The sequence below is a fragment of the Mesorhizobium sp. P160187 genome, from assembly GCF_057766425.1.
Genome location: NZ_JBYMDX010000003.1, coordinates 1,321,418 through 1,335,946 on the forward strand (window position 1 = coordinate 1,321,418; position 14,529 = coordinate 1,335,946).

Consider the following 14,529-nt stretch of genomic DNA (forward strand, 5'->3'; position numbering starts at 1 on the left):
CTTGAGATGCCGCCCTGGCGGCCTGGATATGGTTCGAAACGACAGGCCTCTATAGCGTCAAGACCTCGCAAGCGCGACCTTTCTTTGCCGCCGAAAATGCCCTGAGGCACAACAATTTTCGGCTTTGACATCATTTACTTGCGTCGGCGGGGGCAATAGGCCGGCAAACACAACTTCCCAGGCGGCCGGAATCCCGCAATGCATCGACGCGCCTACCTGTTCCTGCTGCTGACCACCCTGCTGTGGGGCGGCAATTCCGTCGCCGGCAAGCTGGCGGTCGATCACGTCTCGCCGATGACGCTGGTCTTCCTGCGCTGGGTGCTGGCCGTCGCGATCCTGCTGCCGATCGGCTGGCGCACGATCAGGGAGGACTGGCAGGTGGTGCGCAAACACTGGTTCGTGCTGGCTGCACTTGGCGCCAGCGGCTTCACTCTGTTCAACACCATTTTTTACACCGCGCTCAACTACACGACCGCGATCAATGTCTCGATCGAACAGGCGGCAATGCCGGTCTTGATCATCATTGCCAATTTCTTCTTCTTCCGCCTGCGCGTGAGCTGGGCGCAGATTGCGGGCGTGGTGCTGACCATCTTCGGTGTCATCTTGACTGCCTGCCACGGCGATCCGCGCCGGCTGCTCCCATTGGAACTCAATTTCGGCGACGCCATCATGCTGGTCGCGGTCGTCCTCTACAGCGGTTATTCGGTCGGGCTGCGGCTGAAGCCGGTGATGCGCTGGCAGAGCCTGATGTTGTCCCTGGCGATCGCTGCCCTCATCACCTCGCTGCCGTTCTTCCTGTGGGAGGTCGCCGCCGGCAAGGTTATCGTCCCCGATATCAGCGGCTGGGTGGTCATCGTCTATACCGCGATCGGCGCTTCGGTCATTTCGCAGATCACTTACATCAGGGGCAACGAACTGATCGGCGCCAACCGTGCCGGGCTGTTCATCAATCTGGTGCCGATCTTCGGCACGCTGCTGTCAGTGCTGATCGTCGGCGAGACATTCCAGCTCTACCAGGCGCTGGCGCTCGTCCTGGTGCTGGGCGGCATTTCGCTCGCCGAATACAGCGGGCGCAAGATGGCGGCACCGAACCGCCGCGGATAACATTTGGCTGCTGCCGCGCTGCGCCGCCGTCGCGATAACTGCTGCCGCGCGCCGACCTGGAACATTTTACCTCTGGCGGAGTTTGCTGGGGAGGGAGGCAACAAGATGAGCCACAACCCTCGCAGCACGGCAAGCATTGCCGGTCACCCCATTCATCCAATGCTGATTCCGTTTCCGATCGCCTTCTTTGTCGGCACCTTCGTTTGCGATCTGATTTTCTGGCAAACAGCCGATCCAGGGTGGGTCACCGGATCGCTTTGGCTTCTCGGCGCCGGCCTGATCATGGGCGCCTTGGCCGCTCTTACCGGCCTGACGGATGTTCTCGGCGATGTTCGGATCCGCAATCTCACGACGGCATGGCTCCATGCCGGCGGCAACGTGCTCGTTGTGCTGATCGAGCTTTATAACTGGTACTCGCGTTATGTCGCTGGAGCGGCGGCCGTGATCCCGACCGGCTTTATCTTGTCGCTGATCGTGGTTCTGGTCCTGCTGTTTACAGGCTGGAAGGGCTGGGAATTGGTCTATCGGCATCGCGTGGGCGTCTCCGACGGCTCAGACGAATTGACCTGAACCGGCCTCTGCGACGGCCGCCCCAATGATGGGGGGAGGACCGCCGCATCCGCCACGCCGTCAACTACATTGCGTTGACGTCGAACTGCAGCCGCTTGGCCGAGTCGATGGACTTGTGCGCCTTGACCTGTTCCAGCACTTTCTCCGGGAACGGCGCGTCGAGATAGAGCAGCGCGATCGCATCGCCGCCCGGCCGGTTGCGGCCGAGCTGGAAGTTGGCGATGTTGACGCCGTTCTCGCCGCACACCGTGCCGAGCAGGCCGATAATGCCGGGCGCATCGGCATTGGTTGTGTAGAGCATGTGCTGGCCGACCTCGGCGTCGAGATTGATGCCCTTGATCTGGATGAAGCGCGGCTTGCCGTCGGAGAAGCAGGTGCCGGCGATCGAGCGCGTCATGTGCTCGGTCTTCACCGTCAGCTTGATGTAGCCGTCGAACACGCCCGACTTGTCGCGCTTGACCTCGGCGACGATGATGCCGCGCTCCTTCACCATGATCGGCGCCGACACCATATTGACGTCGGCGACCTGCGGCCGGATCAGTCCGGCAAGCGCGGCACTGATCAGGGCACGCGTGTTCATCGTCGCGGTCGAGCCATCGAACAGGATCTCGACCTCGTTGATCGGGTCCTCGGTGACCTGGCCGACAAAGGCGCCGAGCACTTCGGCGAGCTTGACGAACGGCTTTAGCCGCGGTGCTTCCTCGGCCGTGATCGAGGGCATGTTGATGGCATTCGAAACCGCGCCCTTGATCAGATAGTCGGCCATCTGCTCGGCCACCTGGAGCGCGACATTTTCCTGCGCTTCCGCTGTCGAGGCGCCCAGATGCGGCGTTGCCACTACATTCTCCATGCCGAACAGCGCGTTGTTCTCCGCCGGTTCGACCTCAAACACATCGACGCCGGCCCCCGCCACCTTGCCGCTCTTCAGCGCCGCGACCAGGTCGGCTTCGACGATGAGCCCGCCACGCGCGCAATTGATGATGCGCACGCCGTTCTTCATCTTGGCGATCGCCGCCGCGTCGATGATGTTGCGCGTCTTGTCGGTCAGCGGCGTGTGCAGCGTGATGAAATCGGCGCGGGCGAACAGCTCGTCCAGCTCGACCTTGTCGACGCCGAGTTCCTCGGCGCGCTTGTCCGACAGGAACGGGTCGAAGGCAACGACATGCATCTTCAGGCCGACGCCCCGCGTGGCGACGATCGAGCCGATATTGCCGCAGCCGATAACGCCCAGCGTCTTGCCGGTGATCTCGACGCCCATGAAGCGGTTCTTTTCCCATTTGCCGGCATGGGTCGAGGCATTGGCCTCCGGGATCTGCCGTGCGAGTGCAAAGATCATCGCCACCGCATGTTCGGCCGTGGTGATCGAATTGCCGAAAGGCGTGTTCATCACGATGATGCCCTTGCGGCTCGCCGCGGGGATGTCGACATTGTCGACACCGATGCCGGCGCGGCCGACGACCTTGAGTCTTGTCGCGGCGTTGATCAGTTTTTCCGTGACCTTGGTCGCCGAGCGGATGGCAAGGCCATCATACTGGCCGATGACTTCGAGCAGCTTTTCCTTGTCCTTGCCGAGATCAGGCAAATAGTCGACCTCGATACCGCGGTCCTTGAATATCTGGACGGCGGTGGTGGAGAGTTTGTCAGAGACGAGAACGCGGGGCGCCATGGCGGCCTCCTTGAACTGGATTGTCGGGAAAGGGCGGCCCGCAGGCCACCACGAAATCTCAGGCTGCGGCCTTCAGCGAAGCCTTCTGCGTGGCGAAGGCCCAGTCGAGCCAAGGCAGCAGCGCCTCGAGATCGGATGTCTCGACGGTGGCACCGCACCAGATGCGCAGGCCGGAAGGTGCATCGCGATAGGAGCCGATGTCGTACGCGACGCCTTCCTTGTCGAGCACAGAGACGATCGCCTTGGCGAAAGCCGCCTGCCCGTCGGCGTCGAGCGCCGCGACATCGGCGTCGGTGAAGGACAGACATACGGACGTGTTGGACCGTGTCGCCGCATCGACCGCGAGATGGCCGAGCCAGGACGATTTGTCGACAAAGCCATCGAGCACGGCGGCATTGGCATCGGCTCTGGCAATCAACGCATCGAGACCGCCGATCGACTTCGCCCAATGAAGCGCATCGAGATAGTCCTCGACGCACAGCATCGACGGCGTGTTGATGGTCTCGCCCTTGAAGATGCCTTCGATCAGCTTGCCGCCCGAGGTCAGGCGGAAGATTTTCGGCAGCGGCCACGCCGGCTTGTAGGTTTCCAGTCGCTCGACGGCGCGAGGCGACAGGATCAGCATGCCGTGTGCGCCCTCGCCGCCCAGCACTTTCTGCCAGGAGAAGGTGACGACATCGAGCTTCTGGAAATCGAGCTTTTGCGCGAATGCCGCTGAGGTGGCATCGCAGATGGTCAGGCCCTTGCGATCCGCCGGGATGAAATCGCCATTCGGCACGCGCACGCCTGAGGTCGTGCCGTTCCAGGTGAAGACCGCATCGCGGTCGAAATCGATCTTGGTGAGATCCGGCAGCTCGCCATAGCCTGTCTCGATCTTTCTGATATCGACTAGCTTCAGCTGCTTGACCACATCGGTCACCCAGCCGGAGCCAAAGCTTTCCCATGCCACCATGTCGACACCGCGTTCACCGAGCAGCGACCACAGCGCCATCTCGACAGCACCCGTGTCCGACGCCGGCACGATGCCGATGCGGTAATCGGCCGGAACCTGGAGAATCTCGCGCGTCAGCTCGATCGCCTGTTCGAGCTTGGTCTTGCCGATCTTGGCGCGGTGGGAACGGCCGAGCGCAGCATTCTTCAGTGCCTCGACCGACCAGCCGGGGCGTTTTGCGCAGGGACCTGAGGAGAAATTGGGGTTTGCCGGACGGAGTCCGGGCTTCGTATGCGTCGTCATCGTGGTCTATCCTTCCAGATAGTGGCCCCTCGTTGGGGAGGGGTGGCCCACGGACGGCGATATGCGTTCAGCCCTCAGGCGTCAAGAGGAAAGTTTTTGTCGCTGGCGGGATACCGGCGATACGGGATCAGCATGTCGTGGGCTAAAACGCAAACAGCGGATCGAAGAGATCCGCCGTTGGGCTTCCGAACAGCAAGCTTCCTACCAGAGGTCGTAGCGCAGGCCGAGCTTGACCTGATGATTGCTGATGCCCTTGCGGATCGGATAGGAGGTCAGGCTCTCGGCCGTGACATATTCGGCATCCGGCGCGGAGAAGTACTGGTAGCCGAGATCTACAGAAACATTCTTGGTCACCTGATAGGCCAGGCCCGCATCCAGCGTGTAGGCGAGGGAATACTGGGTCTTGTTGTCGTTCCGGACGAAATCATCCGTAGGGTCGACATTGTCGGTGAAGTAACTCGCCGACAGCTTGTATTTGCTCCGGACCAGCCCAATGCCGGCGCCGAGGTAGGGCGTGATCCCGACATAAGTGCCGAGATCGACATAGCCATTGACCATGCCCGACAGGGAATAATTCTGCAGCGATGCCGACGCGATGGTCGCACCACCCGGCGGCGGCGTCGCCGAATCGTCAAAGCCGACGCCGATCTTGTTGCCGGGCAGATAGCCAAGATTGACGTCGCCGCGCAGATAGTCGTTGAAGTGGTAGCCGAAGCCGATGCTGGCAAAGGCCGGATCCTGCTTCTCGCTGAAGCTCGCGGGGGCGAAGGTGAAATCCTGATCCTCGTAGCTCTTCTGCGCCAGATAAGAGACGTCGCCGCGCAGATACCAGCCCGAGCCGACCTCGACCGGTTGATAGTCCGGCGCCTGATCGACATAGATCGGCGGATCGTAGTCCGCGGCCTGCGCCGGCGTCAGCGGCACAAGGACGAGTGCGGCGAGCGCCGGCGCTGTCAGCGATTTGAAATTCATGGGTCCCCGGCTCCTGAAATTGGCGCCCGTCATTTTGATCGCAAGCGCCGTTTCACCGAGCATTGTTAACCATAGTGGTTAAGTCAGGGTTAAGGATAACGCGGCGTACCGAATTGATTTCAATTGGGTTTCTTCGGCACACGCGGCCGGTTGAAAACGCGCAAGCATCGGCAAACGAAAACCGCCCGGCAAGACCGGGCGGTTCGCGAATTCCTGGATTTCGAAGCGACTACTTGGTGTAGATCGGCTCCGGCTCTGGAACGTAGGGCTCCGGCGATGTGCAACCATTATTGCCGCCGAACTGATAGCGCAGACCGCCTCGTACCTCATGTGTGTTGATGCCATGGTCGAAGCCGGGCCCGGAACTGCTCACGTCGAAGTCGAACATGCGGCCCCCCTCAATGTGAGAGTAGCGATAGCCGGCATCCAGGATCACCCTGTCGGTAAGGCAATAGGACGCGCCGGCCATGAGCGCGTAGGCAAAGCGCCAATTCTTCGACCCGGGGTTGGTCTCGGTTGTGTTCGGGTCGTGGACGGTATCCCATTTGACGTGCGCGCCGCCGATGCCAGCGCCAACATAAGGCGTGATGCCGTGCCAGGTGCCGATATCGTAATAGGCGTTGGCCAAGAGCAGCAATGCGCTCATTTTCGACACTTCGACCGAGGTCGTAACGCCATCGTTGGTTGATCCGTTGAAGTCCGAAGCGAACCAATAGTCGGCTGTCAGGTCGGTACGGAAATGATCGTTGATCTTGTAGCCAATGCCGGCGCCGAGTGAGAAGCCGCCCTTAAGCTCGCCGGAATCGAAAACATTGCTGCCGGGAGGCGGCCCGTAGGTGATATAGTCGATGCCGCGCAAATCCGATTTATGATAGTCGATGTCGCCGCGGATGTACCAGCCGCCGAAATCGGCCGGCTGCTCGTAGGCGATCGGCGCCGGCGCCTCTTCGACCACCGGCGGCTCCGCCAGATCGGCGGCGAATACTGGCCCGGCCACACCTGCGAACAGCGCGGCAAGGAGGGCCTTTTTTGCTGTATTGAACATGTTTGTCACCCCTGAGAACCGTCGGGAAAGTCCAACTTGCCCGAATGTGATTGACCTCAGTTGTGGATAATGAATTGGAAAAGTTAAAAGGCGTTTAACCCTGTCGATTAACCACGAATTCTCGACATTTTAGCAAACAGTCTCCGCCGGCATAACGCTTGGGACCAACCCTGGCCGAAACAAAAAGCCCGCCTGCAGGCGGGCTTGAAGTCTTGAGCCGGCAGTTCGCCCCTGCCGTTGGACGCAGCGCAATCAGGCGGCGCTGCGCGTTTCCGAAATAATGTCGACGATGTCGTTGACCACGGCCTCGACCAGCTGTGGGTCGTCGCCCTCGGCCATGACGCGGATCAGCGGCTCGGTGCCGGAGGGCCGTATGACCAGGCGGCCGGCCTTGCCGAGACGGTTGCGCGCGTCTTCGATCACCGCCTTGACCGTGGCTTCCTCAAGCGGCTTGCCGCCGGCGATGCGGACATTCTTCAACAGCTGCGGCACCGGCTCGAATTTCTTCGACAATTCGCTGACCGGCCGGTTCTGCCGCTTGATGCAGGCCAGCACCTGCAGAGCCGAGACCAGCCCGTCGCCAGTGGTCGAGAAATCGGACAGCACAATGTGGCCCGACTGCTCGCCGCCGACATTCAACCCGTGCGCGCGCATATGTTCCACGACATAGCGGTCGCCGACCTTGGTGCGATGCAGCTGCAGCTTCATGTCGCCAAGGAAGCGTTCGAGGCCGAGATTGGACATCACCGTCGAGACGACGCCGCCGCCGGCCAGTCGCCCGCTCTGGTGCCAGGACTCGGCGATCAGCGCCATGATCTGGTCACCGTCGACGATGGTGCCGTTCTCGTCGACGATGACGACACGGTCGGCATCGCCGTCGAGTGCGATGCCGATATCGGCGCGCACTTCATGCACCTTCTTCTGCAGGCCGGCCGGATGGGTCGAGCCGCATTCCTTGTTGATGTTAAAACCGTTCGGATCGACATTGATGGCAATGACCTCGGCGCCCAGTTCCCAAAGTGCTGCTGGCGCCACCTTGTAGGCCGCGCCGTTGGCGCAATCGACGACGATCCTGAGACCCGACAGCGACATTGAGCGCGGCAGCGTGCGCTTGGCGAATTCGATGTAGCGGTCATGCACGCCGTCGACGCGCTTGGCGCGGCCAAGTCCGTCGGAATCGGCGAGCGCCAGTTCGATATCCTTGTCGAGCATGCTCTCGATGCGCTCCTCGATCTCGTCGGAGAGCTTGTACCCGTCGGGACCGAACAGCTTGATGCCGTTGTCGTAATAGGGATTGTGCGAGGCCGAGATCATGACGCCGATATCGGCACGCAGCGAGCGTACCAGCATGGCGACCGCCGGTGTCGGGATCGGGCCGAGCAGGAACACATCCATGCCGGCCGCGCACAGGCCGGACACCATGGCGTTTTCGATCATGTAGCCGGACAGCCTGGTGTCCTTGCCGAGCACGACGCGGTGGCGATGGCTGCCGCGCTGGAACGACAGGCCGGCGGCCATGCCGACCCGCATCGCGATCTCAGCCGTCATCGGAAACTTGTTGGCGCGCCCGCGAATGCCGTCGGTGCCAAAATAACGTCCTGCCATGCTTGCCAGAATCCCCGTCGGTTTTCAGCCGGCTCGTAATGCCACAATTGGTCCGAGCCCGACTATCACATTGTGTGATTGTATATTACCAATTCTTAGAAAATCATTGTAGCAGGCTGTTCGGAGCGTTGGCAGCGTATCATGACACGGTGTTGCCGCAATATAGCATTCACACTGGGCCACACTGCGCAGATTGGGCCGGTAAGCCGGACTGTTGGAGCGGCAGATCGCAAGGGTCCATCACCTTATCGGGAGAACGCCGTTTAGCATCTGGCGCAGCCTAGCGTTGAGAGCTATTGATTGACACAGGTACAACCTATGGGCGCAGCAACGGGAGAACGCCATGCTCATCCACCGACTTGCAACTTTGACGGGTCTTGCCGTCGCAACCTTGTTCATGGCGGCGCCCGCCAGCGCGCTGACCATGGCCCAGTGTAGTACCAAGTATAATGCCGCCAAGGACGCCGGCACGCTGAACGGGCAGACCTGGAATCAGTATCGGAAGGCCGAGTGCGGCACCGACGCGGCGGCCACCACCGAGACCGCAAAGCCGGCGGCCAAGAAGGCCGCTGCGGCCAAGACGGACACGACCAAGGCCGCCGCCGCTGCTGATGACGGCGCCAAGGGTCTGACGGCCAAGGAATGCAGCGCTAAATACCAGGCTGCCAAGGCCGCCGGTACGCTCAATGGCGCAAAGTGGAACGACTTCCGCAAGACCGAATGCGCCGCCGGCGCATCCGCCGCGGCAGAACCCGCCAAGGCCACGACCAAGGCCGCAGCCACAACCGACGATGGCGCTAAGGGCCTGACGGCCAAGGAATGCAGCACCAAGTACCAGGCGGCAAAGGCCGCCGGTACGCTCAATGGCGCAAAGTGGAACGACTTCCGCAAGACCGAATGCGCCGCCGGGGCCTCGGCCGCGGCAGCACCCGCCAAGGCAACCACCAAGGCAGCTGCCGACAGCAGCGGCAAGGGCCTGAGCATGGCCGATTGCAGCGCCAAGTACCAGGCTGCCAAGTCTGCCAATACTCTGGGCGGCAAGAAGTGGAACGACTTCCGCAAGGCCGAATGCGGCGCAGGCGCAGATGACGACGACACCGTGCCCGCTCCGAGCGAGGCGACCTATACCAGCGAGCCCGAGAAGCCCTCGGTCACCGCTCCCAAGGGTGTGAAGTTCCCGGCCGCGATCTCGAAGAAATACGCCGGCGAGACGCCGGCCAAGGGCCGCATGCACACCTGCCTCGAGCTCTACTACGCCAATAAGGATGCCAACACGCTGAATGGCCTGCGCTGGATCCAGAAGGGCGGCGGCTTCTACAGCCTCTGCAATGCCAAGCTGAAGAGCTGATCGCGTAGCCATATTCTCCAGACAGAGGCCCGCGCATCGCAGCATGCGCGGGCCTTTTTATTGCGCTCGAACACACCCGGCGTTGATCGACGTCTACATATCGCGGAAGCTGTCGGCATCATCTATTCGCCCACACTGCCCACCCCAGACATATCGGTGGTTCGCAAAGATTCCAATTGAACATATACAGAACAAATGGTATACAAAAGGACATCGAACTTTTGTCAACCAGGAGAGTCTTATGTCCAGATTGAAATTGGCGGCATTGGCTGTGACGGCATGGATTGCGTGGAGCGTCGCCCCTGCAAGCGCACTGACAATGAAGGAATGCGGCGAGGCTTATCGCACAGCCAAGGAAGGCGGCACTCTGAACGGCATGGATTGGACCGCTTTCCGCACCGAGAAGTGTGCGACGTCAGCTGCGGAGAGTGCCAGTACGGATGCGGTCAAAACCCAGCCGCAGCCGAAGAAGGAAACCAGCGCGGCGGTCGCCCCCGTTGTAGCGCCGACGGGCGTGACATTCCCGACCACCCTCGCCGCCGAATTCAAGACCGAGAAGCCCTCGAAGGCGCGTATGAAGACCTGCCTGCAGGGCTACCACGGCAACAAGGACGCGGGTACGTTGAACGGCCTTCGCTGGATCCAGAAGGGCGGCGGCTATTACAGCCTCTGCAACGCCAAGCTGAAGAGCTAATCGACCAGCAGCGTTTGAAGATCGAAGGCCCCCAACCGCAAGGTTGGCGGCCTTCTCTTGAGTCTTGCGCCGTCAAGCGCCTTGTTTCGAAAGCTGGAGCAGTGCGACCAGGCTTGTAAGATCGGCATTGGCCTGGCCGGCAGCCACCCCGCGCTTCAACAGGCTTTGCATCGGCAGGACGAGTTCGGTGCTGACATCAGCCGACCTGCTGGCATCGATGAGATTGACGTAGGCATCAGCCTGCATGCCCAGGTTGGAAACGACATTGCTGGTGTGATCGCCATTGTCGATCTGTTCGGCCCACTTCGGCAGCAGGCCTTGCATCGACTGAAGCCAGGAGGCCAGCAGCGGCATGAACTCGCCGGCCGGGATTCCTGCTGCGCCCGTCAATGCCAACGCCTGCAGAACGCCCGCGAACATGCCGTACATGCCGGTCAGAAGCGAGATATCATAGAGCGGCGCGAGGCCAGCATCCTCACCGAGGAATTTGCTGGTGCCGAGCGCTCCGAGCTGCCCCGAACAGGCATCGAACGCCTGGCGCGAACCGCTGTAGAGAATCAAGGCGTGCGGCCCGCCGATCATCGGCGGCACCGCCATGACACCGCCGTCGATATAGCTGGCGCCCTGGCTCACCGCCCAGCCCGACATCGCCCGCGCCTGCTCGGGCGTGCCGTTGGTGAGATTGACCAATGTGCGGCCCGACAGCGCCGCTCGGCTTGGGTCGAGCACCTCACCAACGGTGTCATAGACAAGCAGGCACGCCACGATCAGTGGACTCGATCTAACGGCTTCCTCGACACTCTTGGCCACAATGGCGCCCTTGGCTGCCAAAGCCTCAGCCTTTGCCGGAGAACGGTTCCACACCGTCACCGCATGTCCCTGGTTCAGAAAGGCTTCGGCAAGCGCAGTGCCCATGGCGCCGAGACCGATTACTGTTATGTCGCTCATTCTGCTTCTCCTTGGTTTGTTGCGCGGTTACGCCGGTGTCGGGCTCAGGTCCTGGCCAAGGCCACCGTCCACGGTCAGCCGCGCGCCCGTGGTGAAGGTCGCGTCGAACGCCAGGAACAGCACTGCGCGCGCCACCTCCTCCATCGTGCCGTGGCGCTTCATCGGTGTGACCGCGTCGCCGATCGCCATGAAGGCGGCCCGCTCCTCGGCCGAGGCGTCGGCCACACCCATCGTCGGCGTATCGATGAAACCAGGGCTGACCACATTCACGCGGATGCGGCGCGGCAGAAGCTCGGCCGCCAGGACCTTGGCGAAGGCGCGCAGTGCCGCCTTCGATCCGGAATAGACGCTCATGCCGCCGGTGCCGGATTCGTCGGCGATCGACGAGGTGAAGACTATGGCGCCACCATCCCTGATGAGGGGCAGCAGGCGCTGCGCGGTGAAGAAAGCGCCTTTGGTGTTGATGTCGAAGGTGCGATCGTAACTGTCCTCGGTGACCCGCTCCACGGGTTCGAGATTGGCCACCCCGGCATTGACGTGAAGGAAGTCGATCTGGCCAAGCTTCTGCCCCACTTCGGCACCGAGCGTGACGATATCGGCCATGTCTGAGATATCGGACCGCACGACATGAGCTCGCGAAAGCAGCTTGGCTCGCGCGGCCTCGATGTTGCGCTGGTCGCGGCCGGTGACCAGGACCTCGGCGCCGCTTTCGATCAGGGCTTCGGCAACGGCGAGCCCCATGCCGTGCGTCCCGCCGATGACAACGGCCTTCTTGTTTGCGTATCGTGTCATGATCCATCCCTTTTTGACAAAATCCGGCCGCCGACGGCCTTTGCAGGTCGAAGCGAGGTACCGATATGAAGTTGTGGTGTTCGCCGATGCCGGCGAGCTGGTTTGAAGCTATGGACCGGCTTGGTTTTTCTCAAGTACCGACAAAAATGTAAGCTACCCACCGATTGCTCAGAATTGGATGAAACATGGGAAAGAAACAGCCAGATAGTTGCGGATTGGGACCGGCGCTGGAGGTCATCAGCGGCAAATGGAAGGCGCTACTGCTCTGGCAGATTCACAAGGCGCCGGCACGATTCGGTGAGCTGAAGCGGCTGGTGCCTGACATCAGCGAAAAGATGCTGATCCAACAGCTGCGCGAAATGGAGGCCGACGGCATCGTCCATCGCGAAATCTTTCCCGAGGTGCCGCCGAGGGTCGAATACTCGATTACCGAATTCGGCATCGAGCTGGACAATGCCCTGATCCCGCTGGCCAGATGGGGCAAGCAACATGCTGGCCGGACTGACGGTGTGCGCCCCGGCCAAGCAAATGCATCCGTCCCGCATGCTCTTTGAGAGACCCTGAATAGCAAAACGCCGCGGATTGAGCCGCGGCGTTTTCTTGCATCAAGTGATGTCAGCTCAGCTCGATGGCTGAGGCTCCATGCCGCCTTCGGGCTCGGGACCCTTCTTGCGGCGGCCGGACTTCGGCACAGCCGAGCCGCGGCTTGTGGGGGTGTCATCCCCCAAATCTCGCGCGGGCTTCTGCCCGGCGATCAGCTGCTTGATCTCTTCGCCCGAAAGCGTCTCGTATTCGAGCAGGCCCTGCGCCAGAGCGATCCATTCCTTCTTCTTCTTGGTCAGAATGGATTTGGCCGTGACATAGGCCTCGTCGATCAGGCGGCGTACTTCGGCGTCGATGATCTGCGCAGTCTCTTCCGAGACGTTCTGCGTGCGCGCCACCGAATGGCCGAGGAAAACCTCTTCCTGGTTGTCGCCATAGGCGACGTGGCCGAGCTTGTCGGAGAAGCCCCAGCGCGTGACCATGGCGCGCGCCAGCTTTGTCGCCTGCTCGATGTCCGAGGACGCGCCGGAGGTGATGTTCTCCTTGCCGAACTTGAACTCCTCTGCGACGCGGCCGCCCATCATGATGGCAAGCCGCGAGATCATGTATTTGTAGCTCATCGAATAGCGGTCGCCTTCCGGCAGTTGCATGACCATGCCGAGCGCGCGACCGCGCGGGATGATGGTCGCCTTGTGCAGCGGATCGGCCGACGGCACGTTGAGCGCCAGGATGGCGTGGCCGGCCTCGTGATAGGCCGTGAGTTCCTTTTCGGCCTGGGTCATGGCCGACGAGCGGCGCTCGGCGCCCATCATGATCTTGTCCTTGGCGTCCTCGAACTCGGCCATGGTGACAAGGCGCTTGTTGCGGCGCGCCGCCATCAGAGCGGATTCATTGACAAGGTTCATCAGGTCGGCGCCCGAGAAGCCCGGCGTGCCGCGTGCGATCACCTTGAGGTCGACATTCGGTGCCAGCGGCACGTTGCGCACATGCACCTTGAGGATCTTCTCGCGGCCGACGATGTCGGGGTTCGGCACCACCACCTGGCGGTCGAAGCGACCCGGACGCAGCAGCGCCGGATCGAGCACGTCGGGCCGGTTGGTGGCGGCGATCAGGATGATGCTCTCGTTGGACTCGAAGCCGTCCATCTCGACCAGCAGCTGGTTCAGCGTCTGTTCGCGCTCATCATTGCCACCGCCGAGGCCGGCGCCGCGATGGCGGCCGACAGCGTCAATTTCGTCGATGAAGATGATGCAGGGAGCATTCTTCTTGGCCTGGTCGAACATGTCGCGCACACGGCTTGCGCCGACGCCGACGAACATCTCGACGAAGTCGGAACCCGAAATGGTGAAGAACGGCACATTCGCTTCGCCGGCGACGGAGCGGGCGAGCAGCGTCTTGCCGGTGCCGGGAGGTCCGACCAGAAGCACGCCGCGCGGGATCTTGCCGCCGAGGCGCTGGAACTTCTGCGGATCGCGCAGGAACTCGACGATCTCCTCCAGATCTTCCTTGGCCTCGTCGACGCCGGCGACATCCTGGAAGGTGACGCGGCCATGCGCCTCAGTGAGAAGCTTGGCCTTCGACTTGCCGAAACCCATGGCGCGGCCGGAGCCGGACTGCATCTGGCGCATGAAGAATATCCACACGCCAAGGATCAGGATCATTGGCAGGTAGGAGATCAGATAGCTGAACAGCGAGTTGGAACCGTCCGACTCAGGCCGCGCATTGATTGTGACGTTCTTGTCCTGCAGCCGCGAGACCAGCTGCGGATCGCCAGGCGAATAGGTCTGGAAGCCATTGGCGTTGTCGGCGTAGGTGCCCGTGATGCGGGCGCCGGCGATGACCACCGTCTTGACCCGGCCGGCCGCGACCTCTTGCAGGAACTGCGAATAGGGAACGTCGGTCGAGGCCCCGCGAGTCTGCGGCGTCTGGAACAGATTGAAGAGAGCAATGAGCAGGACCGCTATGATCGCCCAGAGCGCGAGATTGCGATAATTCGGATTCATCAATT

General features: G+C 61.7%; 13 protein-coding genes. 5 read left to right on the plus strand and 8 right to left on the minus strand.

Annotated elements, in window-relative coordinates; all coding sequences use genetic code 11:
• Positions 1-198: 198 nt before the first annotated feature.
• Both AC3CCE_RS09780 and AC3CCE_RS09785 read left to right on the plus strand, forming a co-directional pair.
• A complete protein-coding gene (locus AC3CCE_RS09780; protein ID WP_023726194.1) occupies positions 199-1,104 on the plus strand; it encodes a DMT family transporter in 906 nt (301 codons plus the stop codon).
• Positions 1,105-1,209: 105 nt separating this feature from the next.
• Positions 1,210-1,674, plus strand: coding sequence for a DUF2231 domain-containing protein (locus AC3CCE_RS09785; protein ID WP_023742249.1), 465 nt, complete (start codon positions 1,210-1,212; stop codon positions 1,672-1,674).
• 64 nt (positions 1,675-1,738) lie between these two features.
• Here AC3CCE_RS09785 and serA read toward each other — a convergent pair whose 3' ends face one another.
• The 5 genes from serA to glmM form a co-directional block, all read right to left on the minus strand.
• Positions 1,739-3,340: a phosphoglycerate dehydrogenase gene (gene serA, locus AC3CCE_RS09790; RefSeq protein ID WP_023699182.1), complete on the minus strand. Its 1,602-nt coding sequence runs from the start codon at positions 3,338-3,340 to the stop codon at positions 1,739-1,741.
• A 58-nt stretch (positions 3,341-3,398) separates the two neighbouring features.
• The gene (locus AC3CCE_RS09795) at positions 3,399-4,574 is read right to left on the minus strand and encodes a phosphoserine transaminase (RefSeq protein WP_352623693.1); all 1,176 of its coding nucleotides are present in this window, start codon (positions 4,572-4,574) and stop codon (positions 3,399-3,401) included.
• Positions 4,575-4,775: 201 nt separating this feature from the next.
• Positions 4,776-5,546: an outer membrane protein gene (locus AC3CCE_RS09800; RefSeq protein ID WP_023684192.1), complete on the minus strand. Its 771-nt coding sequence runs from the start codon at positions 5,544-5,546 to the stop codon at positions 4,776-4,778.
• A gap of 229 nt (positions 5,547-5,775) precedes the next feature.
• Positions 5,776-6,591: an outer membrane protein gene (locus tag AC3CCE_RS09805; RefSeq protein ID WP_023684191.1), complete on the minus strand. Its 816-nt coding sequence runs from the start codon at positions 6,589-6,591 to the stop codon at positions 5,776-5,778.
• A 252-nt stretch (positions 6,592-6,843) separates the two neighbouring features.
• The gene (glmM, locus tag AC3CCE_RS09810; protein WP_023673591.1) at positions 6,844-8,196 is read right to left on the minus strand and encodes a phosphoglucosamine mutase; all 1,353 of its coding nucleotides are present in this window, start codon (positions 8,194-8,196) and stop codon (positions 6,844-6,846) included.
• 343 nt (positions 8,197-8,539) lie between these two features.
• On the opposite strand from glmM, the gene AC3CCE_RS09815 reads away from it, so the two are divergent.
• Both AC3CCE_RS09815 and AC3CCE_RS09820 read left to right on the plus strand, forming a co-directional pair.
• Positions 8,540-9,544, plus strand: a complete 1,005-nt coding sequence (locus AC3CCE_RS09815) for a hypothetical protein (protein WP_023755560.1) — start codon at positions 8,540-8,542, stop codon at positions 9,542-9,544.
• A 241-nt stretch (positions 9,545-9,785) separates the two neighbouring features.
• Positions 9,786-10,238 (plus strand): hypothetical protein, encoded by a 453-nt coding sequence (locus tag AC3CCE_RS09820; RefSeq protein WP_031194264.1) that lies wholly within the window; start codon positions 9,786-9,788, stop codon positions 10,236-10,238.
• 72 nt (positions 10,239-10,310) lie between these two features.
• Here AC3CCE_RS09820 and AC3CCE_RS09825 read toward each other — a convergent pair whose 3' ends face one another.
• Entirely contained in the window at positions 10,311-11,186 is an 876-nt protein-coding gene (locus AC3CCE_RS09825) for an NAD(P)-dependent oxidoreductase (protein WP_352623696.1), read from the minus strand.
• 27 nt (positions 11,187-11,213) lie between these two features.
• Entirely contained in the window at positions 11,214-11,978 is a 765-nt protein-coding gene (locus AC3CCE_RS09830) for an SDR family oxidoreductase (protein WP_023744988.1), read from the minus strand.
• A 185-nt stretch (positions 11,979-12,163) separates the two neighbouring features.
• On the opposite strand from AC3CCE_RS09830, the gene AC3CCE_RS09835 reads away from it, so the two are divergent.
• A complete protein-coding gene (locus AC3CCE_RS09835) occupies positions 12,164-12,532 on the plus strand; it encodes a winged helix-turn-helix transcriptional regulator (protein WP_352520853.1) in 369 nt (122 codons plus the stop codon).
• 66 nt (positions 12,533-12,598) lie between these two features.
• Here AC3CCE_RS09835 and ftsH read toward each other — a convergent pair whose 3' ends face one another.
• Positions 12,599-14,524: an ATP-dependent zinc metalloprotease FtsH gene (gene ftsH / locus AC3CCE_RS09840; RefSeq protein ID WP_023673598.1), complete on the minus strand. Its 1,926-nt coding sequence runs from the start codon at positions 14,522-14,524 to the stop codon at positions 12,599-12,601.
• Positions 14,525-14,529: the final 5 nt, after the last annotated feature.

Bases quoted from the DNA above. Each gene is read 5' to 3' on its own strand.
- AC3CCE_RS09830 (WP_023744988.1), bottom strand. From the start codon at position 11,978: ATGACACGATACGCAAACAAGAAGGCCGTTGTCATCGGCGGGACGCAC.
- AC3CCE_RS09785 (WP_023742249.1), top strand. From the start codon at position 1,210: ATGAGCCACAACCCTCGCAGCACGGCAAGCATTGCCGGTCACCCCATT.
- AC3CCE_RS09820 (WP_031194264.1), top strand. From the start codon at position 9,786: ATGTCCAGATTGAAATTGGCGGCATTGGCTGTGACGGCATGGATTGCG.
- serA (WP_023699182.1), bottom strand. From the start codon at position 3,340: ATGGCGCCCCGCGTTCTCGTCTCTGACAAACTCTCCACCACCGCCGTC.
- AC3CCE_RS09805 (WP_023684191.1), bottom strand. From the start codon at position 6,591: ATGTTCAATACAGCAAAAAAGGCCCTCCTTGCCGCGCTGTTCGCAGGT.
- AC3CCE_RS09800 (WP_023684192.1), bottom strand. From the start codon at position 5,546: ATGAATTTCAAATCGCTGACAGCGCCGGCGCTCGCCGCACTCGTCCTT.
- AC3CCE_RS09835 (WP_352520853.1), top strand. From the start codon at position 12,164: ATGGGAAAGAAACAGCCAGATAGTTGCGGATTGGGACCGGCGCTGGAG.
- ftsH (WP_023673598.1), bottom strand. From the start codon at position 14,524: ATGAATCCGAATTATCGCAATCTCGCGCTCTGGGCGATCATAGCGGTC.
- AC3CCE_RS09795 (WP_352623693.1), bottom strand. From the start codon at position 4,574: ATGACGACGCATACGAAGCCCGGACTCCGTCCGGCAAACCCCAATTTC.
- AC3CCE_RS09815 (WP_023755560.1), top strand. From the start codon at position 8,540: ATGCTCATCCACCGACTTGCAACTTTGACGGGTCTTGCCGTCGCAACC.
- glmM (WP_023673591.1), bottom strand. From the start codon at position 8,196: ATGGCAGGACGTTATTTTGGCACCGACGGCATTCGCGGGCGCGCCAAC.
- AC3CCE_RS09780 (WP_023726194.1), top strand. From the start codon at position 199: ATGCATCGACGCGCCTACCTGTTCCTGCTGCTGACCACCCTGCTGTGG.
- AC3CCE_RS09825 (WP_352623696.1), bottom strand. From the start codon at position 11,186: ATGAGCGACATAACAGTAATCGGTCTCGGCGCCATGGGCACTGCGCTT.